The following is a 22,586-nucleotide window of genomic DNA, read 5'->3' as shown; positions in this document are numbered from 1 at the left end:
GCTGTGATCGAGTCTTGTTTCCTGGCGTAGATTGGGCGTGCTTTCAGGTCTGATTTCGACATCCGAAACGACTTTTCAATGTTGAATAGCCTGCGGTAATGCCCGATAACCTCACTAGCGGGAAGAGCGGTCAGGTCGGTTTCATAGCCTTTGATCCCGGCTAGGGCTCGGTGTTTGGCAGCAAGAGCGTAGTTGACCTTCTTGTTCGGGGCGGAAAGATCGATATATCGGTTGCGCTTGATTGCGATATCGCCGTCAACAGCGCGTTTGGCTTTTGCGACTTGCTCTTTGATTCCGCGCAGGCTGCGCCTAGCCCGGTCGTGAGAGTACTGGTAATGCGTCACCGAATTCGGGGTAGCGTGTTTGCGCCCATCACTTGCCGAGGCTTGCGTCCAGATCTGGCCGTGGGTGTAGTCGTCACCGGGGTTTTCCCGCCGCCAGGTTTCGATCACCTCAGGCACGGTGGGGGTTTTCACCGACAAGATGTAGTGCAGGCCTGCATCTATCAATGCTTGTTTGTTCGCCGCTGAAAACATGCCCGCATCAGCAACGACGGTGACTTCATCGAGTTGGTAGGCCTCTTGGAACCGTGTGATCATCGGCAGCATCGTGTGGGTTTCTGCCGAGTTTCCGGCAAACGCTCCAACATGTAGTGGAAAACCAGTGGCATCAGTAAGCAGCCCGACAAGGATTTGCGGCTCTATACGGCGCTCTTTGGAAAATCCGGGTTTGCGAAGCTCATCAGGAGTATCGGTTTCGAAGTACAAGGTGGTCACGTCGTACAAGATGAATGTGCCTGGACCGATACCTGCATGATGCGCCAGCACTTGGGTTAATCCTTCGCCGAAGGCATCTGTAGCAAAGCCAGGTAGTCGGCGTTTAATCGTGGCGTAGCTTGCGCTTGTCACCCCAACTTCAGCCAGGGTTTCAATCGAATCAAACTTCGAACCAGGATTAATCAACCGAGCGCGCACCAGATCCCGAAACACCTGATCATCACCAGTTGCTACAGCAAGACCTAACTCGTTGAAACACGCATCAATACAGTCCAACAAGTAACCAGCTCGCTGTGCTGTCACCGGCACCGGGTCATCAGCGGTTCCCCTGCTTGCTGAAGGCTCTACTCCAAGATCAAGGGTGAGTTGATCTGCATCAATAAGACGCCGGGCCTGGGCTTTAAGCTGCTCAACTTGATCAGGTGAGTGTCCTGATCCGACCTGTTGAAGCTTTTTCGACCCTCGATGCTCAGACCACACCACCTGAACCGCCGTCGCCCCGGAAGCGGTCTTGACAGTGCGAATATAAGGACTCACAAAATCAGACTACCGGCTACCCCCGCCGATACCCGCTTAGTGCCGAAAAAATAACCGCCACAACACCAAACCTCCAGGCCACAATGTCAAGGGTGACCTTCATCACCTAACCGTGAGCCAAGTCAGGACGCCTCTCCGCTGGCGGCATCTTTTATCGTGAACCCGGGCAGCTAGCACTCCTGCCCGCTCACGGCGGCTTTCAGGCCTCCCCGTCGGATAAGTGAAACAAGCCTGATAGCAGCACGCCAGACCAGCCCCCTCACTAACGCATTCTGTCGTTTAACTCAGGGCTTGCACACAACTCGAAGCATTCGCCCAGCTTCCAGGTATGATGTCCCACCTGTCGGCGCTAGCAATGATGCAGTGGCGGAGGGGGACGTCGGCAAGCGCGCCTTGCCCCCCTCGCCATGCGCCTAGTTGAGCCGTGCGAATAACTACGAGCAATAGTATGCGCCCAGCCGTAAAACCTTCACCTACGTGGTCTTATCCTCGCTGTCGAGAGCTTGAAAAAGTTCAAAGTTATCTTAGAATTGTCATCTAGTTCACAATCACCCCTTGCGGTGCTACCTCTCACTACACAAGTAGCTGACACGGTTCACCGCGCGCAAAGAAAGGTTCACGCAGATGACAACTCCCCCGCTGGGCGTGTGGTCCGAGGTTGGCAAGCTCCACCAAGTCATGGTGTGCGCGCCAGGGCTCGCACACGAGAGGCTGACGCCGAGCAATTGCGCGGAGCTGCTTTTCGATGACGTCCTCTGGGTCGACGAGGCCAAGAAGCATCACGCAGAATTCGTTGCCCAGCTGCGCAGCTACGGCGTCGAGGTGTTGGAGATGCACAAGCTCTTGGAGGAGACCCTGGATACCCCGGGCGGGCGTGATTTCATCCTGGATTTCAAGCTGCTGGATAAGAACGTTGGTGCGGGCATCGGCGGCGAGCTGCGCCACTGGTTCAACGAGATGTCCAACGCTCGCCTGGCCGAGCTCCTCATCGGCGGGCTACCTTTCGCCGAAATCCCGAAGGGCTTAGGCCACGGCACCATCGACGCCATGCGTGAGGCCTACGGGCCTGACGCTTTTGCGCTGCGCCCGCTGCCCAATACGCAGTACGCGCGCGATAACTCGGCGTGGATTTATGGCGGGGTATCACTCAACCCCATGCGCATGCCGGCACGCCACCAGGAAACGCTGCTGACCCGGGCTATCTACAACTATCACCCGCGGTTTGCGCAGGCAGATTTTAAGTTCTGGTACGGAAATACCGATGAGGAGCCGGGGCTCGCAGCACTAGAGGGCGGTGACATCATGCCGATTGGCAAGGGCATCGTCCTCGTCGGCATGGGTGAGCGCACCACGTGGCAAGGCGTGAGCCAGCTGGCCATGCGGCTCTTCGAGGAAGGTGCGGCCGAGAAGATCATCATCGCCGGCATGGCCGCCGACCGCGCCTCGATGCACCTGGACACCGTGCTCACTTTCCTAGATGCCGATAAGGTCACGTCCTACCCCAAGGTCGTCGACACCATCCGGCCCATCGTTTTGCACCCCTCCACGAGCACGGCGCCTTTCGACGTCGAACTGCCCACCGACTCCTTCCTCGATGTCGTCGCCCAGGCGCTCGGCATTGGACGCTTCGAAGTCATCGAAACCGGCGGGGATGTTTATACCGCCGCCCGCGAGCAATGGGACGACGCCAACAATGTCGTGGCCATTGAGCCCGGCGTGGTGGTGGCCTATGACCGAAACAAGCACACCAATAAGAAGCTGCGGGCTGCCGGCATTGAGGTCGTCGAAATCGGCTCCGCAGAGCTAGGCCGCGGCCGCGGTGGCGGGCACTGCATGACCTGCCCAATCGTTCGCGATGCGGTGGATTATTAACAATCCGATGGGAATATATTTTCGCATCAACCAACGCACGCCTTAACCTACATAAGAGAGGACCGCGAGTGGGGCGAAGGGGACGTCGGCAAGCACGGCCCCAATCCCACCACGGCGGCAGCCACACACCCCTCACCCCAGGGTGAGCAATGCGGACATGACAGGACCTTCAGCGCCCTCAGTCTCACGGTGGGAAACGGGCTGAGTGAAGCCCGCTGCCAGCAGGTTTGACTGAAAACCGCAGATTTCGACTCCCCCACATAGGGTTAATCAAATTATGGTGCACGAAAGGTCAAAACACTGGCAGCCACCATATTGACATCACTAACTTCCCGGCAGCCCTAGGAAATATTGTCCCTACTTTTCCTAGGAGTGCGCTTCTGACACCTAAGATTGTTTCAGGATTAAATTAGTTCCTCATCATTCTTTGAGTTTCTTTAAGGACGGTATCCAGGTGCACATCAAGGGACTCCGCGCACTCGCGCCGCTGGCCGCTACAGCTGCGATGGCGAGCGTGGCCTTCATCGCGCCCGTGGCACAGGCGGCCAGCATTCCGCCCATGCCGCAGGCCTACCCCATCACAAACCTTTACAAGAGCTGCAGCGCAGCAGGTGAAGATAACGCCACGCCCGAGTGGCACTTCGCAGAAACCGGCCGCCGTTATTTGAGCGACGGCACCCTGCAGTTCAAGAACACCACTGACCAGGAGGTGCCGTACACCGCTTCGGTGGAAACGGGCACCAACCACAAGATTTCGGCCAACTCTAAGGCCGCTATGCCTTCTGGCTGGGACACCACCGCCAAGTCCGATATCGGGTTGAAGCTGAGCAACGGCTGGCAGGAGAAGGAAACCTTCGGCCCCATCACGCTGAAGCCGGGCGAGTCCTTCCGCGTGGAATACGGCGTGGTGGAAAAGGACTTCATCTCCATGTTCGTCGGCTGCAACGATGACCGCCTGGAGAACCTGCCGGGTGCCAACGTTATCCGCGGCAAGGGCCCGGCCGAGCGCTATGCCTTTGCCTACATCATCAAGGCTGATGGCTCCATTTCGGACCTGGCCATGGAGATTCCCTCCCGCTCCCCGGGCGCGAACTCCAAGCCCATCGAAGGCAACTACACCTCCGTGTCCGGCCCCAGCCTGGAGAAGATCGCGGACCCGAAGAAGGACGAAATCATGCAACCTTCCGAGGACCTGCAGCGCGATCCATCTTGGCCGAAGGAGGGCGAGACCTGCGAGGGCCGCGATAGCTCCTGGTATCCGCTGGATATCACTGCGGTTAAGCCCACCTTCCGCAAGCCGGGCTACTCCACGGACTTCCTCAACTGGTCCAAGGGCGACTACGAGTACGCACCGGTCACCGACTTCGTCGTCGGTGCGGAGCACTCCCCCTACACCAACTGGCAGGGCAACCGCGGGGATATCCCGAAGGGCTGGCTGGAGTCCGTGGGTGCGGTCAAGCGCGCCTACATGCCGGTGGGAACTGAGCTCGAGCACATCGACCTGGCTCCCGGCGAGCGCGTGCGCGTGGAGTACGGCACCACCATGACCCGCATCAACTACCGCGAAATCCACTGCGGCAAGGACGGAAAGTACAGCCTGACCTCCAACTACAAGCAGACCACCGCTCCCAGCGGTTTCTGGGCGGAAGCCACCATCACCAGCAAGGACGGCTCCACCCGCACCGAGGACGTCACCCCGGAGGAGTACCGCAACCTTCCCGTTCCGACCCAGACCATCTACTAATCCCCCCTTTTTACTTCCCAAGGAGAATTCACCATGTTCAAGACCAAGATTGCTTCCACCACCGCCGCCGTGGCCATTGCCTGCGGCCTGATCGCTGCCCCGGCCGCCAACGCCCTCCCGGCACGTGACCTGGGCCCGGCCAACCCGACCACCATCGGTGAGCACTGCACCAACCCGGGTGACACCGGCCAGACCGTAAAGATCAAGCGCACCTACTTCGACGGCTCCGCCGGTTCCTGGACCATCTCCAACTACAACGACGAGCCGCTGCCGGTCACCCGCTCCATCAAGGAAACCAAGACCAAGACCTGGAACGTTTCCGCCGGCGTTGACTTCAAGCTGCTGGATCTGATCAACTTCACCTTCTCCTCCAGCTACACCGATTCCCAGTCCTACGAGGTGGGCGAGCAGGTCGGCCCGTACAACATTGCTCCGGGCAAGACCGCCGTCATGCGCGCCGGCTGGGTTGTCTCCGACTTCGAGGGTCAGAAGACCATCTGCGGTTCCGATAACACCTGGCAGGCCAACGGCGAGACCTTCACCGCTACCCTGCCGAAGGAGCGCCACGTCGAGGTCTCCACCCGCGACAACAACGATTGGGGCTAAGACGTGCTGAAGAAGTCCATCGCGAGCGCCTTCGCCGCGCTCAGCCTATTGGCGGCCGCTCCTGTGGCCCACGCCGCTGACTTCGGCGGGAACTTCGAGCTGCCGCAGCGCTGGAATGATGATTTCAAGCCGGGCACACACTGCTCGACGCCCGGTGAGAACGGCACCTACGTCACCGCTACCCGCCGGTGGTTCAAGCAGACGGATGCCACCAGCGTGGCCAACCGCAACGACGAGCCCGTGCCGATCAGCCACACCGTGACCCAGGCCCGCACGCAGACCATCGAGGTCTCCGGCTCCATCAAAGGCGAGGGCGAGCTGGCCAAGGTGCTGACCCAGACCTATGGTTTCACCTACGTGCACGAACAGCACTGGAAGCTTGACCAGGAGGTCGGTCCGTACACGCTGCCGGCGAACTCGCAGGGCAAGCTGGTGTGGGGCTTTACCATGCTCGACACCGACGGCCAGGACGTGCGTTGCAACACCGACCAGAAATGGGAGGCCGTGGGCAAGCCCTACTCCGCCACCGTTCCGGAGGCGCGCTACTCCGAGCTGCAGCTTGGCGACGCCCCCGTCTGGAACTAACCAAACCAACTCACCGGCCCAGACCTCACCACAGAGGACACCTCAGACCGTTTCACAACGGCTGGGGTGTCCTCTTTGTGGTTTTCGTGGCTTTCACGGGGGTAATCAAACGGCTACGAGAGCATTGCAGAACGGCAATGGAAACCTTGCAGAACGGCAACGGAGACTGTGCAGAATGGCAACGGGAATTCCCTAGCGCCGTTCGCGAAGGAGCCCAAACACCGCGATATACCGGTCATTTACAGATTTTTTGACAGAAAATCGAAAGAAATCAGCGTCGCAGTTGAGATGCCGAGTTTTGCCAGAAAAACAATTACACGCCGACGACCTTCCCGCCAATCCGAACACCACCCCCATTTCCCTTCAACGCTTACGCGGAAAGAAAAAGCTACCCCCATTCCACAGTTTTGCTTCCTGCAAGCCTGTCGATTGCTAAATTTTCAGGCAAGAAGTTGTGTTTCACGGCACATCTCTCTCTTGCGGGTGATGACTGTCATCAACCCGCAATTCTCGGCCTTAAAATCCGCACCGAAAAGGAAGACCACAATGCGCATCCGCTCAACACTCGCAACCGTCTTAGCCGCGTCACTTGTTCTTGTAGGCTGTTCTTCTTCAGACTCTGACTCCGCGTCAGGAGATAGCTCAGTTGACTTCGTGACCATCGCTGCTGGCGGTACTTCTGGCCCCTACTACCAGATTGGCGCCTCAATGTCGCAGGTGCTTGGTGACACCCTCGGAGCAGATACCTCGGTGCAGGCAACCGGCGCGTCCGTCGAAAACATTCAGCTACTGACTGATGGTGACGCCGAAATTGCTTTCGCGATGGGCGATGCAACCCGTCAGGCAATCGAAGGTACTGGGCCCTTCGCCGATAAGGAAGGTCTGAAGGACCTCACCGCCATCACTGCCCTTTACCCCAATTTCGTCCAAATCGTGACCACCGAAAAGTCCGGCATCAAGTCCGTGGAGGATCTGAAGAATAAGCGTGTGGGCGTTGGTGACCAGAACTCTGGCGTCGAGCTCAACGCTCAAATGATTCTCGAAGCCCACAATATGTCCTATGACGACATCAACGAGGACTTCCTGTCCTACGCTGACTCCATCGACCAGATGAAGAATGGTCAGATTGATGCGGCCTTCGTTACCTCTGGTCTCCCGAACTCCTCCGTCATGGATCTTGCCACCACCGAAGATGTGGTCATCGTTCCCATCGAAGGCGAAGGTATGAAGGCGCTTCGGGAAAAATACCCCTTCTTCAACGAGGACGTTATTCCTGGCGGCACCTACGACGAAGCCGAGGATGTTCCGACAGCTTCCATCACCAACCAGCTTCTTGTCTCCCCGCACTTGAACGACGACCAGGTCTACGAAATCACCAAGGCGCTCTTTGAGAACCTCGACGCTATCCACTCCTCCCACAATGCTGCCAAGCAGATTACGTTGGAGTCCATTGAAGATGGCCTTGCCACAGAGCTGCACCCTGGCGCTCGTAAGTATTTCGAGGAAGTAGGGGCACTTTAGTCCGCTGACAATAAAGCTAGATGGGGACCGCTATGGTCAAGCGCTCGCGATTCGCTCTTGTCGCTGTACTCGGCGTCATCGTTCTTGCGCTCACTGTGGTGGGTCCCTTTGCTTTCTCTCGTGCAGTAGATAAATCGCAGGAACCACGGTTGATCGTGGCTGATTCTCGCGGCAGCGACATTTATTTTGAAACCCCGGCTTCACGCATCGAGCACATCGAACTTGAGTGGATCCATTCCGTAGAAAAAGAACCTTGGCGGGAGGTCTACCGGATTGAGGAGCACCACCTTCTTCTTACCGACGTTTATCTCAAGGGGTTTGGTGCCGGTGTGCCCAGCGATCTCGAGGGCGTCACGGTCAATGAAGGCGGAAGCGTCCACACGTCCAAGATTGATCGTGAGATAGACGAGCTCAACTGGGTTCACTCCCATGCGACTGCTCATGTTTTACGTGTCTTCTTGGTGGATCAACCCGAACCGGTTCTGTTGCAACACGAGATTCCCCATCGCACCTTCACTACTGCCTTCATCGGAACCGCAGCTGATATCGATAAATAGTCAGAAAGAAAGACCATGGTCAAAGAATCAGAGCAACCGAATGTTGCCCAAACCTCAGCCACAGACCTTGATGAAAAGGGCCGAATCCACATTGATGCCGAGCCCACCGCCGCCGAGGCCCAAGAAATTCTAGAGAAGTTCGACCGCGAGTCGCGTCTGCGGGAATTTGCCTCCAAGCCTGTCAACATCATCGTGACAGCGTTTGCGATCATCGTGTCGCTGTACCACATGTACACCGCGTACTTTGGTTCCCCACCAGTTCTGGTGCACCGCTCAGTACACGTTGCGATGATTCTGGTGCTGGCTTTCGCCCTGTACCCGCCCTTCATGAAGGCCAACCGTGAGAAGATTCCGTTCTACGACATACTTCTTATCCTTGCGTCTATGTCCACTGCGGTCTATGTCTTCATCAACTACGAGGACATTGTCCGTCGAGCCGGTATCCCCACGACTCTAGACATCGTCTTCGCAGCAATTCTGGTTGTTCTGGTCATTGAGGCCGCTCGCCGAATTACTGGTTGGGCTCTTCCCATACTTGCCATCCTGTTCCTCCTCTACTCCGTGTATGGGCGAGAAATGCCGGGCATGCTGCGGCATCGCGGTTATGACTGGGAAAAGACCCTCAACTTTTCCTATCTCACAACGGAAGGAATCTTCGGCACGGCAATTGGCGTCGCTGCTTCCTATATCTTCCTCTTCGTCCTTTTCGGCGCCGTGCTTCAAAAGTCAGGAATGGGACAGTTCTTCAACGATATTGCGCTCGCCCTTGCGGGACAGACTAAAGGTGGCCCGGCAAAGGTTGCTGTCGTAGCCTCTGGTTTCCTGGGCTCCATTAACGGCGCTGCAGTCGCCAACGTTGTTACCACCGGTGCGTTTACCATTCCGATGATGAAGCGCGTCGGCTACAAGCCGGTCTTTGCCGGCGCAGTGGAATCCTCGGCCTCTGTTGGTGGCCAGATCCTTCCACCGATTATGGGCGCGGCAGCCTTCATCATGGCCGAGACCTTGGGTATGCCGTACCGGGAGGTGGCCATCGCGGCACTCGTTCCTGCTGTGCTTTACTACCTCGGTGTCATTGCGCAGGTACACCTCCGCGCTTCCCGTCAAGGCCTTAAAGGTATTTCTCGTGACAACCTCCCAGCAGTAAAGGAAGTTCTCGTGGAACGAGGCCACCTCTTGATTCCGCTTGTCTTCCTCATCTACATGCTGTTCTTTACTGGTCGCACCATCCTGTTCTCGGCATTCCTAACGATTATCGTCACTCTCGTCGTCGCTCAGCTGCGCAAGACCACGCGCATGAGTGTCTTGGAGATTCTGGATTCCTTTGCACTTGGCGCTAAAACCTCAGTGTCTGTCTCCATTGCCTGTGCCGCTGTTGGCATTGTCGTCGGCGTCGTCACTCTCACGGGCTTCGGTGTCACCCTGGCCAATGCCATCGTTACCGTCGGCGCAGGAAACCTCCTGCTGTCTCTCGTATTGACGATGATTGCCTGCATCATCCTCGGTATGGGCCTGCCCTCGATCCCGACCTACATCATTACCGCAACGATGGCTGCGCCGGCTCTTGGTCAGCTCGGCGTTGAACCGCTTGTGGCCCACATGTTCGTGTTCTACTTCGGCCTTTTCGCGAACATCACTCCGCCCGTTGCTCTCGCGGCATTCGCAGCAGCGGGTATCTCCGGCGCTGACCCGGTCAAGACCGGTTTCCAATCCATGCGTTTGTCGCTTGCTGGCTATATCATTCCCTTCATTTTCGTCTTCAACCCAGCAATGCTTCTTCAAGACGTATCAGTCGGCGAAGCTATTCTCGTTGCAATCACAGGAACCATTGGTGTTCTCCTCCTGTCCGTTGCAGTGGAAGGTCACCTGATGGTTCGCGCGAATCCGATTGTGCGAATCCTGTTTGTGGCATCAGCACTCACGATGATGGCGCCAGACGTCATCACCGATCTCATCGGTGCAGGCGTGGGGCTTCTTGCTATTGCGATCCAATGCATCGCCGCCAAGAAACAAGATGCATTATCGCTACGAAACATCTGAGTTCGTACCCAAGTCAACGCCCCATGCCACATTCCTCGTGCGAGGTATGGCATGGGGGCGTCGGCAAGCGATCCATCGGTATCTACGACGACCGAGGCCAGCGGTGCTCCGTTGTGCCTGAGCTCGGGTGTTTAAGCCACAAAGGGGTACGGCGGCGCGGTCTTCTCGCGGAAGAAGTACCGCGCGTGCGTATGCCGGACGGACTCTAAGTTCTTTGCGCCAATCGCCACAATCTCGACGTCAGGATCCTTATTTACTTGGTCTAGCCTATGGCGAGCACGGGTTCCCTCGATGAGGGATTCGTACTCAGTTACTTCCAGTGCCCCTGTCGGTCGATGGTATTTAATCAAATAGGCTGGCATCGGTTTATTCTCCCTCCATGTCACGTTGAACTCGACGTTCTTCAAATTCATGGATTAATTTATCTAGCATTTTATACATGCTACGTCGCAACTGACGTGCTTCTCTTTGCGTTGTATTAGCAGTCTGGCTGCCTTCGAAAGGCTCAGTAAGAATATCGACGAGCTTTTCCACTCTGTTTACGACTTCGGACAGCTCATGCAGAGCACGGGTCTCAATCTCAAATTCTGCCGGAATTTTTCCGCCGAATTCGAGGTATCGGATTTCTCTCCCATACAAGTCTCCTGCCATTTCATAAAGGTTTGCCCACTGTGACTGAAGCGCCGTTCTTAACTGAAATTCCGCACGTCCGGCCTCCGACATCACATGCAGGTGCACCGCGCGATAGCCCGAGTGTGGTTCTTCGCGCATGTCCCGAACCTCCACCTTCCGCGCTCCAGCCTTCATGAGATCTCGAGATAGAAGCTCCGCAAGTATCGTTTGTTCCTTTAGGGTCACATCGAGATCCAGCCGTACTCCGGAGACATCCTGAATATTCTCCAAAGGAAAGCTCGGCATTCGACTCAACTTCTCCCTCAATGTGTCTCGCGTTTTTACACGAGAACCCAGGAAGTATGTGTCTGAATCCGGCTCCACAATCGAGTCTGAAGTCAGCGTCAACCGATTATCAAGCTGTGCCATGGTCTTAACCGCTTCTTGAATTATCGCATCACACAGGGCTGACTGCTGGTCCAAGAACAGCCCGAACTGTTCCTCATCAACCGCTTCCCCATTGCGCAACGCACTTCCTATTCGGTGCACTTGTCTCTTACTAAACGTCGTCGGCTTCTGTTCTAAGAACCTCAAAGTTCCCCCTTAGTAAATGTTCGCAACCCCCACGACGAGGTGTTGCCTGTAGTTCCAGACACCCCTGCTAGACCGCGTGCGTACGGCCCGTGCATCCCCCACCTCTTGGATGCCTGCCCCGAAGACTACAAGAGCGGCCGGACATCAGAGCTAGAAATCGCTCATTTGTTCGATTCCGCGTTGCGACGCACACCCCTCAGTGGCTAACAGCAGGCATCCTCCACCTTCGGCTCTGCCATACTTGACACATGACCACGCTAGAGACTTGGGCCAGAACCTGGGCGGAGACAATTGTGGACGCCCTCGAGCGCGAATTTCCCGCCGCAATGCACCACACGAGCAGCTCAACTGATGATTGCACTGTGCGCCCACGCGAGCTGCACCCCAGTTTCTACGGCTGTTTCGACTGGCATTCCAGCGTCCACATGCAGTACTCCGGGGTGCTGTTGTACACCATGCTCGGGCCCGAGTCTCCCGCCAGTCTTGCTGTGCTTCTCGACGATCGCCTCAGCCCCCAAGCCCTCACCGCCGAATACACCTACCTTGTCGAACACCCCGGGTATGAGATGCCCTACGGGCGCGCTTGGCTGTTGCAGCTAGCCTCAATCCGTCCCAGCGAAGCAATGGATAAGCTCGTCGAGCTCACCGCGCAGCACTGCCACGACTGGCTTGGTTCACTCAACCAGCCGGTGCGCCACGGCATGCACTCCAATACCGCCTTCAACCTTTTCCTCATCCTCGAGGCAGCGGAGAAACTTCGCTTGGATTCACTAGCGGATTCGGTGCGCAAAGCTGCGGTTCGCCTTTTCGGCGATGACCGTGACTATCCGCTGGAGTGGGAGTTGTCCGGGCACGATTTCCTCTCCAATGGATTATCAGAAGCTCTGCTCATGTCGCGCGTTCTCCCGGACTTCCCACAGTGGTTCGACGGTTTCCTCCCCCGCCGCACCGAAGCACTGGATTTTCTCACCGACATCCCAGAAGTACTCGACCCGACCGATGGCCGCCTGGCCCACCTCTACGGCCTGGCACTCACAAGGGCGTGGATGATTGTTGAGCTCGCCGAGTATTTCGACGACTCTGCCCTGCCGCGCGCCGAAGCCTTGGTGGCCAGCGCGCGTCCGCAGCTCGTCGACGGCCACTTCATGTCCACCCACTGGCTTATCACCTACGCACTGCGCTACCAGCTCGCCGTCGAGTAGTACTGTATTTTTCTAATCATCTATCTCTCAGGAGCACACCATGGATTCTCGCTACTCGGCGCGGCGCGATAGCTACCGCCTGCCGGAAGAGGGAATCCGCATCGATCTCCGCGCAGAACGCGCCCGCCGCCGAAGCCGCTCCTCATACGGCCGCGCGGGGGCCGTCGCCAAGCAGCAGCCCCACCGCCCTCGACGACGGTCCAACCAGGTCACAGCGCGCCATCGCAAGCCCAGCGACAGCCGAGGTCTCCGCCTCGTAGCCATTGTGGCGGTGGTGCTGGTCGGTATTATCGCGGCGCTCAAGCTCAATCAGGAACCGGACACACCCGCACCGCAGCCCACAGAAGTGGTAACGGAACCCGCCGCCGTCATCGAGCCTTCACCGGCAGTCGAGATGTACATTCCGACTATTGACGTGCGCGCGAGCTTCGAGGAAGGTTCCTGCCGGGTCAAGGACAATAAGATCAACCCAGACTCCATGAATAAGGCCTGCACCTATACCGCGGAGGACAAACCCTATTCGCTGCCCGGAACGGACTCGCCGGACATCGTGGTCATTGCTGGCCACACGGGCGCGGGCGTGCCGGCGGTATTCAATAACCTCTACGACGGCCGCGCCGATGAGCACAAGGCTGCGGTGGGCGACAAGCTGTATCTGCGCACGCAGAATTCCGGCGAGCAGTGGCTGGTGTATACCGCAACAGATCTGCACGATCCCTCCAAGGAAGGCCTTGAGCAGGACGAGAGCATCTGGGGTGCCGATGCCAAGCCGGGCCGCCTGCTCACCATCAGCTGCATTCAGCCGGCCAACCCACTGGCTTCTGCAGTGCGCAACGCGGTGGTGGGCTGGCAGTTTGAGGGCGTAACAACCGCACCTGAGACTGCACCCCAGAACTAGGCTCCGCCTGTTTTTACCCCATAGCGGGGGGATGCCTGTTTACGCAGGTCATTGTCGAACATTCGCACAACCAGCAGGACCGCATTAGCCACGTCTCTTAGGCAATGACCAGCCGCTTTAACCCCCAGCACGATGCCACGTAGCGATCGAACACTCGGCACGCGTGGCGGGACTTCCATCCCGAAAGTTGCGGATTACCACATTGTAACCCCTGTGACTGATGTGAAAATTGTGACTATTGTGGTTCTGGTCTGATGAACTACCTCTCACAAACCCACTAGGAGACACACATGAAGCGCATCCACCGCACCCTGACCGCAGCCGCACTGGCTGGCTCCCTCGCACTGGGCGGCACCGCCGTTGCCTCTGCACAGATTCCGGCTCCGGCTGAGTTCGAGTTCGAAGGCTACACCTACCAGCGCCAAGCCGACGGCTCCTACAAGAGCACCAATCCACTGGGCTCCACAACTCTCACTGCAGACCACGCACAGGCTGTGTGGGAGCGCATGCAAGAACAAGAAAAGGAAGCCCCCGCCGAGGATCCAGCAACCCCGGTTGATGAGGACTCTCAGGACAATGCCCCTGCACCGGCCAACCCAGACCCGGCGCCGGCCGGCCCGTCCCAGGTTGACTACCCGATCGACAACGGCAGCGATGCTCCTAAGAATGACCCGGAGAAGCCGGAGGCTGGCGGCGAGAAGCCCGAGGCCGACAACGAGAATCCGGGGGCCGGTGAGGACAAGGACAAGCCTGTTACTCCTCCTTCTGGAGAGACCGGTCCGACGGGCGGCTCCCAGCCCCCGGCTGATTCCGCCGAGGATTCCGATTTCGACGCCAAGCAGCTGGCATGGCTGGCTCTGCCGGCCGCCCTCGTCATCGGTGGCGTGACCTGGTACCTGGCCAAGGACGGCAAGACCTACGTGAAGTCCCAGGAGGCAGCCCAGAACGACGCCCCGAGTGCCGAGGAGAAGGCCGCTTCCGAGCAGATGCTCAAGGAAAACAAGGACGAGGTCATCGCCCAGGGTGGTCAGATTGCCGAAAGCACCGCCGAGAAGTCCCAGGTACAGTCGCGCGGTATCTCCGCTGAGACCGGTTCCAACACCGTTGCTCGTGGTCTTGCCGCACTGGCCATCGCAGCCATGATTGCAGCTGGTGCTTTCGCCGCCCGCCGCAAGTTCTTTATCTAAGAGTCCCTGCGCCGCGTTCCCCGCGTGCCTCCAGGCCTTACTTTTAAGAGCATGGAGGAACGCGGTTCTCGCGGTTTTGCGCTTAGCGCTTGAGGTAGCGTTAATATAGTTGAATAGCCCCTGCACACCAAGGGTTTTCTATCTTTCACTTTCCTTCGCTCTATTTCTAGGAGAATCCCATGAAGAAGGCTTCACTCGCTCTCGCCACCACCGTCCTGGCAGGCTCTCTGTGTGTTATTGGCTCGACCATCGCCACCGCCGACGAGTCCACTGCAAACGCCACCAACACCTCGGCTACCGAGATCAACTTCTGCTGGGCTCCAGCCGAAGAGTTCACCACCACCATCGAGGACACCGAGCACACCTTCAAGCAGGAGGAATTCGGACTCTGGCGCGCCACTGACAATGAAGAATTGACCCTGGACCGCGCCGAGGTCATGGAGATTGCCAAGGACGACGTCGCTGCCTGTGGCAAGCAGGACACCGCAGCCGCTGAGATTAAGGAGTCTCTGGCCAAGAACCCGCCGAGCTCGACGACGTCCACGTCGACTACGCCGACCACCCCGACGGAGAAGCCCGTGGAGCCAGCGGATGAGCCTTCGCAGGCGCCGACCGGCACCAATGAGTCCAGCTCCTTCGATGAAGCCCTCAGCTCCAAGGACGGTGAGCCGACCGATCTTGGCATCGCTGCCATCGTCGCTGCTGTCCTGGGCGCCATCGGCGCCATCGCCGCTGTCGCTCCGAGCGTGGCAAAGTCCCTGGGTATCAAGCTGCCTTTCTAACAGCTCCGCCCGCTCAAGAAAAAGCGCTCCTCACCACCAATCGTTGAGGAGCGCTTTTCACGTAGCAGGACGTGTATCGATCTACTTCAGAGTCACCTTGTAATACAGCGGCTTCGACTTCCACGTAAAGATCACATCATCGACACGCTCGGAGTAGCCACCAGTGGAGTTGGTGTACCACAGCGGGATTGCTGGAAGGTCCTTCATGAGTACCGCTTGGGCATCGTTGACCCGCTCAACGCTCTCCTCTTCGTTGGCTGCCGCCGCCGCTTTCTGCAGAAGCGAATCAAACTCGGGGTTGGAATAGTCGGCGTCGTTAGTCGCAGCACCTGTGGCATACAGCGGCTCCAAGAAGCTCGACGGCGACGGGTATACCGACTGCCAGCCGGTGCGGAACGCACCCTCGATCGTCTTGTTCGTGACCTCATCGCGCAGCGATTTGAAATCCGGATACGGCGCTGGCTGCGCATCAATGTCAAGGGTGTTTCGAATGAAGTTCACGACAGCATCGACCCACTCCTTGTGACTACCGTCGGAATTGTACGCCACGGTGAACGGCCCCTTGAATGGCTTCATCTCCTCCGCCTTGGCCCACAGCTCGCGCGCCTTGTCCGGGTTATAGGTCAGGACCTCGTTGCCAGGGATGTCTGTGGCACCGTCGTTAAGCACAGGCGATGTGAAATCCACCGCCGGAGTGTTCGTCCCTTGGAAAATGGTCTGGGTAATCTCCTCGCGGTCAATGGCCATGGACAGTGCTTGTCGACGCAACGCCCCCGCCTCCCCACTAAAGTTCTCATCCCCGGCGGGGATAGTAATGGACTGGAAAATTGCAGCAGGCTCGTTCACTGCGCGCTCGCCGAGATCAGTTTCAAAGTTGGCCATGGCCGAGGACGGAACCGAGTCCAAGACATCCAGATTTCCCGAGAGTAGATCCGCATATGCTGCGCTGGCGTCGGCATAGAAAACGAAGTTCAGACCATCGTTCTGCGCCTTGCGGTCACCTTCATACTTCTCGTTGGGAACGAGGATCGCATTCTGGTTATGGTTCCATTCCTGCAGCTTATAAGGTCCACTTCCCACTGGGTTTTGACCGTAGGCGTCGATGTCATCGAAGGCTGATTCGTGCATGGGGAAAAAGACGGAATAGCCCAAACGAGTCTCGAAATCCGCTGTGGGCTCATCAAGTTCAATGGTGAACGTCTTCTCATCGACAACCTTGAGCCCTTCCATACTCTCTGCTCCTTCCTCGTAGCCCTTGATGGGCTCGAAGAAATAGGCAGAGAGCATGGCGTTCTTTACGGCGTTGTTCCACGTATCGACGTAGTCCTGGGCACGCACCGGGGAGCCATCGGAGAACACCGCATCCTCCTTGAGTGTGACCTTGTACGTCACGTCATCGGTCTTCTCGATGCTCTCTGCTTGGTCGTTGTGCACCTCACCGTTCTCATCGAAGTACACGAGTCCCGAGTAGATGAGGTCGATGAGCGTTGCACCCGGCACATCGCTGGTATCTGCAGGAATGAGCGGCTTTTGGGGTTCGGTGGAGTTGGTACTGATGAAATCAACATCCGCCGCATCACCGGATCCATCTCCTCCGCATGCGGTCAGGCCAGCTGCTGCGACAACAGCGGCGAGGCTCGCGCCGACTTTTGTCCATTGCATGAGTTCTCCTTAGGGATATCACGTGTGTGAATTCTCTCATAACAATACGGCGATATGTTGTGCTTCACTCAATAAATGCACTCTCCGCCGCCGGAGACTTTCACAGATCCCCTGTGTAACGCCTGTCAACATCCTCAGCACCTACCCCACGCCTTCTCTCCGACCGCACCACCGCCATACAGTCTTTTTCGCGTTTTTGTAGCGCCATAACCGCCCCAGCAAACATTATTGCGCGCTGATAAGCCCTTGGCAGCTGTCATGGAATACCCATATAACCTTTCACAGTTTGACCAATCCTTTTCCGGCCTTCGTTAGCATGTGGGAGGTCGAATTCAGTAAGCGATAACGAACATCGCCTGATGACGGCTTTTCACTTTCATAAGACGTCCCCGATCTATTCCCAGGAGAAATAATATGAAGCGCATTTCCCGCAACCTCACCGCTGCCGCTCTGGCGAGCTCCCTCGCACTGGCTGGCGCCACCGCCGCCAACGCGGAGGAGAACACTGACGTAACCGTCAACGACGCCATCAACGCCATCACCGAGGCCGGCAACACCGACACCACCACTGACACCGAGAACGGTGGCGCCGAAGGTGGCGGCGAGGCCGGCGAAGGCGAGACCGGCGGTGACGACGAGGCCACCCCGGGTGACAACGAGACCACCCCAGGCGAGGGCGAGACCCCGAGCGAGGGCGAGACCCCGGGTGAGGGTTAGACCACCCCGGGTGACGACGAGACCACCCCGGGCGAGGGTGAGACCACCCCGGGTAAGGGTGAGACCACCCCGGGTGACGACGAGACCACCCCTGGCGACGGCAAGAACCCGGACGACGGCACGAACCCTGGTGACGGCAAGAAGCCGGAGGAGAACAAGGAGAAGAGCTCCTTCGACGACATTAAGGCCAAGCTGTCTTCCGAGGAAGGCAAGCCGACCGATCTGGGCATCGCTGCCATCGTCCTCGGCGTCCTTGGCGCAATCGCTGCTGCCGTTCCGGCCGCTGCTCAGGCTCTGAACATCAAGCTTCCGTTCTAATCACTGAAGCTTGAACGTCCTAAGGGACGTCGTTAAGCGCACAGGCACCCCCACCACCATCGCGTGGATTGGGGGTGCCTTTGTGTGTTCATGGGGAGTACTCCCGAAAATCGAAGGTTTTTCGTCTTACATCAGCCGCACGCGTGGGATCTGAGTTACACTCCGAACCCAACCGATATCGGTTAACGGAATGATTCATTCCACTTTCCATCACCCTTTCACCGACTACCTATTCTCGGAGTACTTATGTCTAATTTCTCTCGCGGCCTGCTTGCCGCAACCCTGACCAGTTCACTCGCATTCGCTGGGGCCACCGCCGCCTCTGCTGAGGAAGCTGCCACCACCAACTGCGGCTCCCCGAAGGCCGAGTTCACTGCCACCGTTGATGGCAAGGAGCACACCTTCAAGAAGGTCAGCGAATTCCTGTGGCAGGCCACCGACGATGAAAAGGTTGAGCTAAGCCGCGCCGATATCTTCGACCTGGCTAAGGATGGCGAAGACGTATGCGATGCTGAATCTATCGATATCGACGACTGGGGCACCGGCAACGATGGCGGCGGTTCCGACAATGACGAGACCGACGGCGACGATGAGTCAGACGGCAACACCGGTGGCGACGATGACGCCGACAACGACGACGAGTCCGAGGGCGGCGACGATGACGCTGACAACGACGACGAGTCTGAGGGCGGCGACGGCGGCGACGATGACGCTGACAACGACGACGAGTCTGAGGGCGGCGACGGCGGCGACGATGACGCTGACAACGGCGACGACGAAGACTCCGAAAACGGCGACGGTGACGAGTCCGAGGGCGACAAGGATAAAAACAAGGACAAGAGCTCCTTTGATGGCATCAAGGATGCACTATCCTCCGAGGACGGCAAGCCGACCGACCTGGGCATCGCAGCAATCGTCATTGGCGTCCTTGGCGCACTGGCTGCAATCGTCCCGAATGCTGCACGCGCACTGGGCATCAAGCTTCCGTTCTAACCTGAAGCACTAAAACGCCATTTCTTCGGCGTTGACTAGTCACCCCCAATCACTTCGTTCAAGTGATTGGGGGTGTTTTCAATGTCCGGAAAACACCCGTTAGCTAAGGGGCAGATTAAAAATAGTCAAATTTATATTCAAAGCTGCGACATCCGCTGCACGAGCGACCTACACTCTTACCTCAGCCGATACCGGTTATCTGATTGGTTCTAAAACCTTTCCGATTCACTATTTTTCACTTCTATTTCATCTCTACTGGAGACAACATGAATAACTTCTCCCGCGGCCTGCTCGCCGCAACCCTGACTGGCTCTCTCGTATTCGCTGGCACCACCGTCGCCTCTGCTGAGGAAGCTGCCACCACTACCAACTGCGGTACCCCGAAGGCTGAGTTCACCGTCAAAATTGACGGCAAGGACCACACCTTCAAGAAGGTGAGCGAGTTCGCCTGGCAGGCCACCGACAATGCAGAGCTCACGTTGAGCCGCTTCGATGTCTTCCAAATGGCCAAGGAAGGCGCAGCAGTGTGCGACTCCGAATCGATCGACCTCGGCGATTGGGGCGCTTCCCAGGGCGGCCCGGGCAAGGTCGACTTCGATATCGTCGACGGCGAGCGCCAGGATCCTGCACCTGTCGAGGACGAAGACAAGGACAAGGACAAGAACGAGCAGGACAAGGACAAGGACAACAAGGACAAGAACGAGCAGGACAAGGACAAGAATAAGGACAAGAAGAGCTCCGTTAAGGATGAGCTCTCTTCCGAGGACAACAAGCCGACCCCGCTCGGCATCGCTGCTATCGTTGCCGGCGTTCTCGCCGTCATCGCAGCTGCCTTCCCGTTCGTCAAGAACGCCCTGAAGCTCTAAGTCTTTAACGCCTGTTGCACAGGCACCTAATACCAGCGCCTCCGCGCCACAGAACCTGTGGCACGGGGGCGCTTTCACTTACCCCCACAACGCAGTTGCGGGACACACTTCACAAACTGACGTGATGCGGACTACACTAGGCACCCATAGATTGTTCAACAATTCGAGAACTATAGAAGAGGTGTCCTCCTGTCATGAGCACGCTGCACATAGACCTCAACGCTGACCTCGGCGAAACCACCGCCGGCAACCCCGTGGCCGATGACGCCGCGATGCTCCAGCTCGTCTCCTCCGCCAACGTCGCCACCGGCTTCCACGCCGGCGATCCGCACTCCATCGCGGGCACCCTCAAGGCGGCCGCAGAAGCAGGCGTCACCGTCGGCGCGCACGTGGGCTATAACGACCCAGCAGCCTTCGGGCGCCGCTTCATCGATTACGATCCTGCCGAGCTTGCCGACGAAGTCACCTACCAAATCGGTGCCCTCCAGGCCCTGGCCCAGGCCAACGGAACCCGCGTGGTCTACGTCAAGCCGCACGGCGCGATGTACAACACCATCGTCCACCACGAGGCCCAGGCCCACGCAGTTATCGACGGCATTAAGGCCTTCGGAGATCTCCCCGTCATGCTGCTACCCGGCGGCATCGCCGTTGACATCGCCGAGAAGAAAGGACTCACCGTCATCCGTGAGGCCTTCGCTGACCGCAACTACAACCCCGATGGCACGCTCGTCTCACGGCGAGAGGCGAATGCGGTGATGGGTGATGAGGGGGACGTCGTCAAGCGCGTGCTCGAAGTCGCTGAGACCGGATCCATCACCGCCGTCGACGGCTCCGTGCTCAACGTGGACGCCCAGTCGGTGTGCACGCACGGTGACTCGCCCGGCGCGGTGCAACTGCTGCGCGGTGTGGTCAAGGAGCTGCAGGCGCGCGGGATTGAGATTCGGAGCGCTATCTGATGCATATTCACCCCGTAGGAACGCGCGCGCTGCTCGTAGAGCTGGAGGACTTGTCCCAGGTCATGGCGTGGCACGCGGCACTCGACGCTAATCCGCTCAAGGACCAAGTCGACGCGATTGCTGCTGCCACCACCCTGCTGTTGACCTTTGCCACGCCGAATTCCGCCGCAGCTGCCGCTGAGAAGCTCCAGGACTTCCACCCCACCGCGCAGGCGGGCGAGGATCCGCGCTTTGTGGAAATCGACGTTCTCTATGACGGCGAGGACCTCGACGAGGCCGCCGAGTTGATGGGCATGTCGCGCGAAGGCCTCATTGACTGGCACACGTCTACCGAGTGGCTCGCCGCCTTCGGCGGATTCGCGCCAGGCTTTACCTATTGCACCCCGGCGGACCCGGCGCAGAACTTCAACATCGAGCGCCGCGCCACCCCGCGCACCGCGGTGCCGGCGGGTGCCGTGGGTATTGCTGGCGGTTTCTCCGCTGTCTCCCCGCGCGTCTCCCCCGGCGGCTGGCAGCTGCTGGGCACCACCTCGACCCCGATGTGGGAATCCGATGCCCACCCGCCAGCGCTGGTTCAGCCCGGTGACCGCGTACGCTACCGTGCGGTGAGCTCACTGCCAGAGGTGGTGTCCACCACTCCTTTCGGCCGCCGCACACCGGCACGCCTGCCGCGCTTGGAGGTCCTCGATGCGGGCTTGCTGACGCTCTATCAGGATCAGGGCCGCCCTGGCCGCGGCAACTTGGGGGTCACGCCCTCGGGTGCGGCCGACCTGGCAGCGGCCGCCACGGCCAATGTCGCGGTGGGCAATCCGCGCGGAGCCACCGTGTTAGAGAATATCGGCGGCATTCGCCTGCGCGCGCTGACCGACGCCGTCGTGTGCGTCACTGGCGCCCAATCCCGCGTCCTGCTGGACGATATGCCGGTGCACCTCGCGCGCCCGGTGCTCGTCACCGCTGGCTCAACGGTGACCGTGGCTCCCGCGACGGTGGGTCTGCGCAACTACATCGCTATCCGCGGCGGCATCGTGGCGGATGCGGAGCTGGGCTCTGCCTCGACGGACGTGCTCTCTGGGTTGGGGCCGCAGCCGGTGCGGCTGGGCGATGTCATCGGCGTCCTCCCCCGCTCCACCGCGATGACCGATGCCCAGCTGAGCAACCCGATGCGCGTTCGCGAAGCCGCGCACGGCCAGACCGAGGGCGTGCTGCGCTGCGTGCTCGGCCCGCGCGATGACTGGTTCACGCCTGAGAGCCTGGAGGCCTTCCTGGCCACCGAGTGGACCGTGACCGCGCAGTCCAACCGCGTGGGCGTGCGCCTCGTGGGCCCGGAGGGCTCCGTGTCTTTGGCCCGTGCCCGCGAGGGCGAGCTGCCCTCGGAGGGCATGGTGGCCGGTTCAGTCCAGGTACCGCCGAGCGGCGAACCCGTGATTTTCCTCCGCGATCACGCCGTGACCGGCGGTTACCCGGTCATCGCCACGGTCCTCGAAGAAGATATTGATATTGCCGCGCAACTCCCGCCGGGGGCGACGGTCCGCTTTGAACTCGCTTAAACACTGATTAAGGA

General features: G+C 58.7%; 20 protein-coding genes. 16 read left to right on the top strand and 4 right to left on the bottom strand.

Annotated elements, in window-relative coordinates; all coding sequences use genetic code 11:
* A partial coding sequence (locus HWX44_RS10175; protein ID WP_175974493.1) for an IS1634 family transposase occupies positions 1-1,313 on the bottom strand: 1,313 nt, incomplete at its 3' end.
* A 624-nt stretch (positions 1,314-1,937) separates the two neighbouring features.
* Between HWX44_RS10175 and HWX44_RS10170 the strand changes: the two genes are divergently transcribed.
* From HWX44_RS10170 to HWX44_RS10140, 7 genes are all read left to right on the top strand, one after another.
* Positions 1,938-3,185 carry an arginine deiminase gene (locus HWX44_RS10170; protein ID WP_175974491.1) on the top strand — a complete coding sequence of 416 codons (1,248 nt, stop codon included), beginning with the start codon at positions 1,938-1,940 and terminating at the stop codon, positions 3,183-3,185.
* Between the two features lie 505 nt (positions 3,186-3,690).
* The gene (locus HWX44_RS10165) at positions 3,691-4,929 is read left to right on the top strand and encodes a hypothetical protein (protein ID WP_175974501.1); all 1,239 of its coding nucleotides are present in this window, start codon (positions 3,691-3,693) and stop codon (positions 4,927-4,929) included.
* A gap of 33 nt (positions 4,930-4,962) precedes the next feature.
* Positions 4,963-5,535 carry a hypothetical protein gene (locus tag HWX44_RS10160; RefSeq protein WP_046649195.1) on the top strand — a complete coding sequence of 191 codons (573 nt, stop codon included), beginning with the start codon at positions 4,963-4,965 and terminating at the stop codon, positions 5,533-5,535.
* Positions 5,536-5,538: 3 nt separating this feature from the next.
* Entirely contained in the window at positions 5,539-6,120 is a 582-nt protein-coding gene (locus HWX44_RS10155) for a hypothetical protein (RefSeq protein ID WP_175974489.1), read from the top strand.
* Positions 6,121-6,666: 546 nt separating this feature from the next.
* Complete coding sequence (locus HWX44_RS10150; protein ID WP_046649193.1) at positions 6,667-7,641, top strand: TAXI family TRAP transporter solute-binding subunit; 975 nt, start codon at positions 6,667-6,669, stop codon at positions 7,639-7,641.
* A gap of 32 nt (positions 7,642-7,673) precedes the next feature.
* Positions 7,674-8,198: a DUF1850 domain-containing protein gene (locus HWX44_RS10145; protein WP_052750572.1), complete on the top strand. Its 525-nt coding sequence runs from the start codon at positions 7,674-7,676 to the stop codon at positions 8,196-8,198.
* A gap of 15 nt (positions 8,199-8,213) precedes the next feature.
* Entirely contained in the window at positions 8,214-10,238 is a 2,025-nt protein-coding gene (locus HWX44_RS10140) for a TRAP transporter permease (protein WP_082254481.1), read from the top strand.
* Between the two features lie 131 nt (positions 10,239-10,369).
* On the opposite strand, the gene HWX44_RS13200 is transcribed toward HWX44_RS10140, so the two are convergent.
* Positions 10,370-10,600 (bottom strand): hypothetical protein, encoded by a 231-nt coding sequence (locus tag HWX44_RS13200; RefSeq protein WP_010189305.1) that lies wholly within the window; start codon positions 10,598-10,600, stop codon positions 10,370-10,372.
* Between the two features lie 4 nt (positions 10,601-10,604).
* A complete protein-coding gene (locus tag HWX44_RS10135) occupies positions 10,605-11,378 on the bottom strand; it encodes a hypothetical protein (RefSeq protein WP_246819837.1) in 774 nt (257 codons plus the stop codon).
* 314 nt (positions 11,379-11,692) lie between these two features.
* On the opposite strand from HWX44_RS10135, the gene HWX44_RS10130 reads away from it, so the two are divergent.
* The 4 genes from HWX44_RS10130 to HWX44_RS10115 all read left to right on the top strand — a co-directional run bounded on the left by HWX44_RS10130 (position 11,693) and on the right by HWX44_RS10115 (position 15,513).
* Positions 11,693-12,646, top strand: coding sequence for a DUF2891 family protein (locus HWX44_RS10130; RefSeq protein ID WP_046649191.1), 954 nt, complete (start codon positions 11,693-11,695; stop codon positions 12,644-12,646).
* 40 nt (positions 12,647-12,686) lie between these two features.
* Positions 12,687-13,544 carry a hypothetical protein gene (locus HWX44_RS10125; RefSeq protein ID WP_052750570.1) on the top strand — a complete coding sequence of 286 codons (858 nt, stop codon included), beginning with the start codon at positions 12,687-12,689 and terminating at the stop codon, positions 13,542-13,544.
* Between the two features lie 290 nt (positions 13,545-13,834).
* Positions 13,835-14,731, top strand: coding sequence for a hypothetical protein (locus tag HWX44_RS10120; protein WP_175974487.1), 897 nt, complete (start codon positions 13,835-13,837; stop codon positions 14,729-14,731).
* A 179-nt stretch (positions 14,732-14,910) separates the two neighbouring features.
* Positions 14,911-15,513 (top strand): hypothetical protein, encoded by a 603-nt coding sequence (locus HWX44_RS10115; protein ID WP_046649189.1) that lies wholly within the window; start codon positions 14,911-14,913, stop codon positions 15,511-15,513.
* Between the two features lie 81 nt (positions 15,514-15,594).
* Here the strand turns inward: HWX44_RS10115 and HWX44_RS10110 are convergent, their stop codons facing one another.
* Positions 15,595-17,175: a peptide ABC transporter substrate-binding protein gene (locus tag HWX44_RS10110; protein WP_175974485.1), complete on the bottom strand. Its 1,581-nt coding sequence runs from the start codon at positions 17,173-17,175 to the stop codon at positions 15,595-15,597.
* A gap of 414 nt (positions 17,176-17,589) precedes the next feature.
* Here HWX44_RS10110 and HWX44_RS10105 point away from each other — a divergent pair, with 414 nt between their 5' ends.
* From HWX44_RS10105 to HWX44_RS10085, 5 genes are all read left to right on the top strand, one after another.
* Entirely contained in the window at positions 17,590-17,892 is a 303-nt protein-coding gene (locus tag HWX44_RS10105) for a hypothetical protein (RefSeq protein ID WP_175974483.1), read from the top strand.
* Between the two features lie 564 nt (positions 17,893-18,456).
* Positions 18,457-19,203 (top strand): hypothetical protein, encoded by a 747-nt coding sequence (locus tag HWX44_RS10100; protein WP_175974481.1) that lies wholly within the window; start codon positions 18,457-18,459, stop codon positions 19,201-19,203.
* A gap of 266 nt (positions 19,204-19,469) precedes the next feature.
* Positions 19,470-20,069 (top strand): hypothetical protein, encoded by a 600-nt coding sequence (locus HWX44_RS10095; RefSeq protein WP_046649186.1) that lies wholly within the window; start codon positions 19,470-19,472, stop codon positions 20,067-20,069.
* 194 nt (positions 20,070-20,263) lie between these two features.
* Positions 20,264-21,025 (top strand): 5-oxoprolinase subunit PxpA, encoded by a 762-nt coding sequence (locus tag HWX44_RS10090; protein WP_070517178.1) that lies wholly within the window; start codon positions 20,264-20,266, stop codon positions 21,023-21,025.
* Complete coding sequence (locus HWX44_RS10085; protein ID WP_175974479.1) at positions 21,025-22,572, top strand: 5-oxoprolinase/urea amidolyase family protein; 1,548 nt, start codon at positions 21,025-21,027, stop codon at positions 22,570-22,572. Before HWX44_RS10090 ends, HWX44_RS10085 begins: the two co-directional genes overlap by 1 nt.
* Positions 22,573-22,586 lie beyond the last annotated feature (14 nt).

This window comes from Corynebacterium sp. Marseille-Q2823 (assembly GCF_903645345.1).
Classification (GTDB): domain Bacteria; phylum Actinomycetota; class Actinomycetes; order Mycobacteriales; family Mycobacteriaceae; genus Corynebacterium; species Corynebacterium hiratae.
Note: the sequence above shows the minus strand (reverse complement) of the source record. Positions and strands in the feature narration are given on the sequence as shown.

Coding starts and splice junctions, on each gene's coding strand:
- HWX44_RS10170 (WP_175974491.1), top strand. CDS start 1,938: ATGACAACTCCCCCGCTGGGCGTGTGGTCCGAGGTTGGCAAGCTCCAC.
- HWX44_RS10105 (WP_175974483.1), top strand. CDS start 17,590: ATGAAGCGCATTTCCCGCAACCTCACCGCTGCCGCTCTGGCGAGCTCC.
- HWX44_RS10160 (WP_046649195.1), top strand. CDS start 4,963: ATGTTCAAGACCAAGATTGCTTCCACCACCGCCGCCGTGGCCATTGCC.
- HWX44_RS10140 (WP_082254481.1), top strand. CDS start 8,214: ATGGTCAAAGAATCAGAGCAACCGAATGTTGCCCAAACCTCAGCCACA.
- HWX44_RS10095 (WP_046649186.1), top strand. CDS start 19,470: ATGAATAACTTCTCCCGCGGCCTGCTCGCCGCAACCCTGACTGGCTCT.
- HWX44_RS10110 (WP_175974485.1), bottom strand. CDS start 17,175: ATGCAATGGACAAAAGTCGGCGCGAGCCTCGCCGCTGTTGTCGCAGCA.
- HWX44_RS10115 (WP_046649189.1), top strand. CDS start 14,911: ATGAAGAAGGCTTCACTCGCTCTCGCCACCACCGTCCTGGCAGGCTCT.
- HWX44_RS13200 (WP_010189305.1), bottom strand. CDS start 10,600: ATGCCAGCCTATTTGATTAAATACCATCGACCGACAGGGGCACTGGAA.
- HWX44_RS10100 (WP_175974481.1), top strand. CDS start 18,457: ATGTCTAATTTCTCTCGCGGCCTGCTTGCCGCAACCCTGACCAGTTCA.
- HWX44_RS10085 (WP_175974479.1), top strand. CDS start 21,025: ATGCATATTCACCCCGTAGGAACGCGCGCGCTGCTCGTAGAGCTGGAG.
- HWX44_RS10165 (WP_175974501.1), top strand. CDS start 3,691: ATGGCGAGCGTGGCCTTCATCGCGCCCGTGGCACAGGCGGCCAGCATT.
- HWX44_RS10145 (WP_052750572.1), top strand. CDS start 7,674: ATGGTCAAGCGCTCGCGATTCGCTCTTGTCGCTGTACTCGGCGTCATC.
- HWX44_RS10150 (WP_046649193.1), top strand. CDS start 6,667: ATGCGCATCCGCTCAACACTCGCAACCGTCTTAGCCGCGTCACTTGTT.
- HWX44_RS10130 (WP_046649191.1), top strand. CDS start 11,693: ATGACCACGCTAGAGACTTGGGCCAGAACCTGGGCGGAGACAATTGTG.
- HWX44_RS10090 (WP_070517178.1), top strand. CDS start 20,264: ATGAGCACGCTGCACATAGACCTCAACGCTGACCTCGGCGAAACCACC.
- HWX44_RS10125 (WP_052750570.1), top strand. CDS start 12,687: ATGGATTCTCGCTACTCGGCGCGGCGCGATAGCTACCGCCTGCCGGAA.
- HWX44_RS10120 (WP_175974487.1), top strand. CDS start 13,835: ATGAAGCGCATCCACCGCACCCTGACCGCAGCCGCACTGGCTGGCTCC.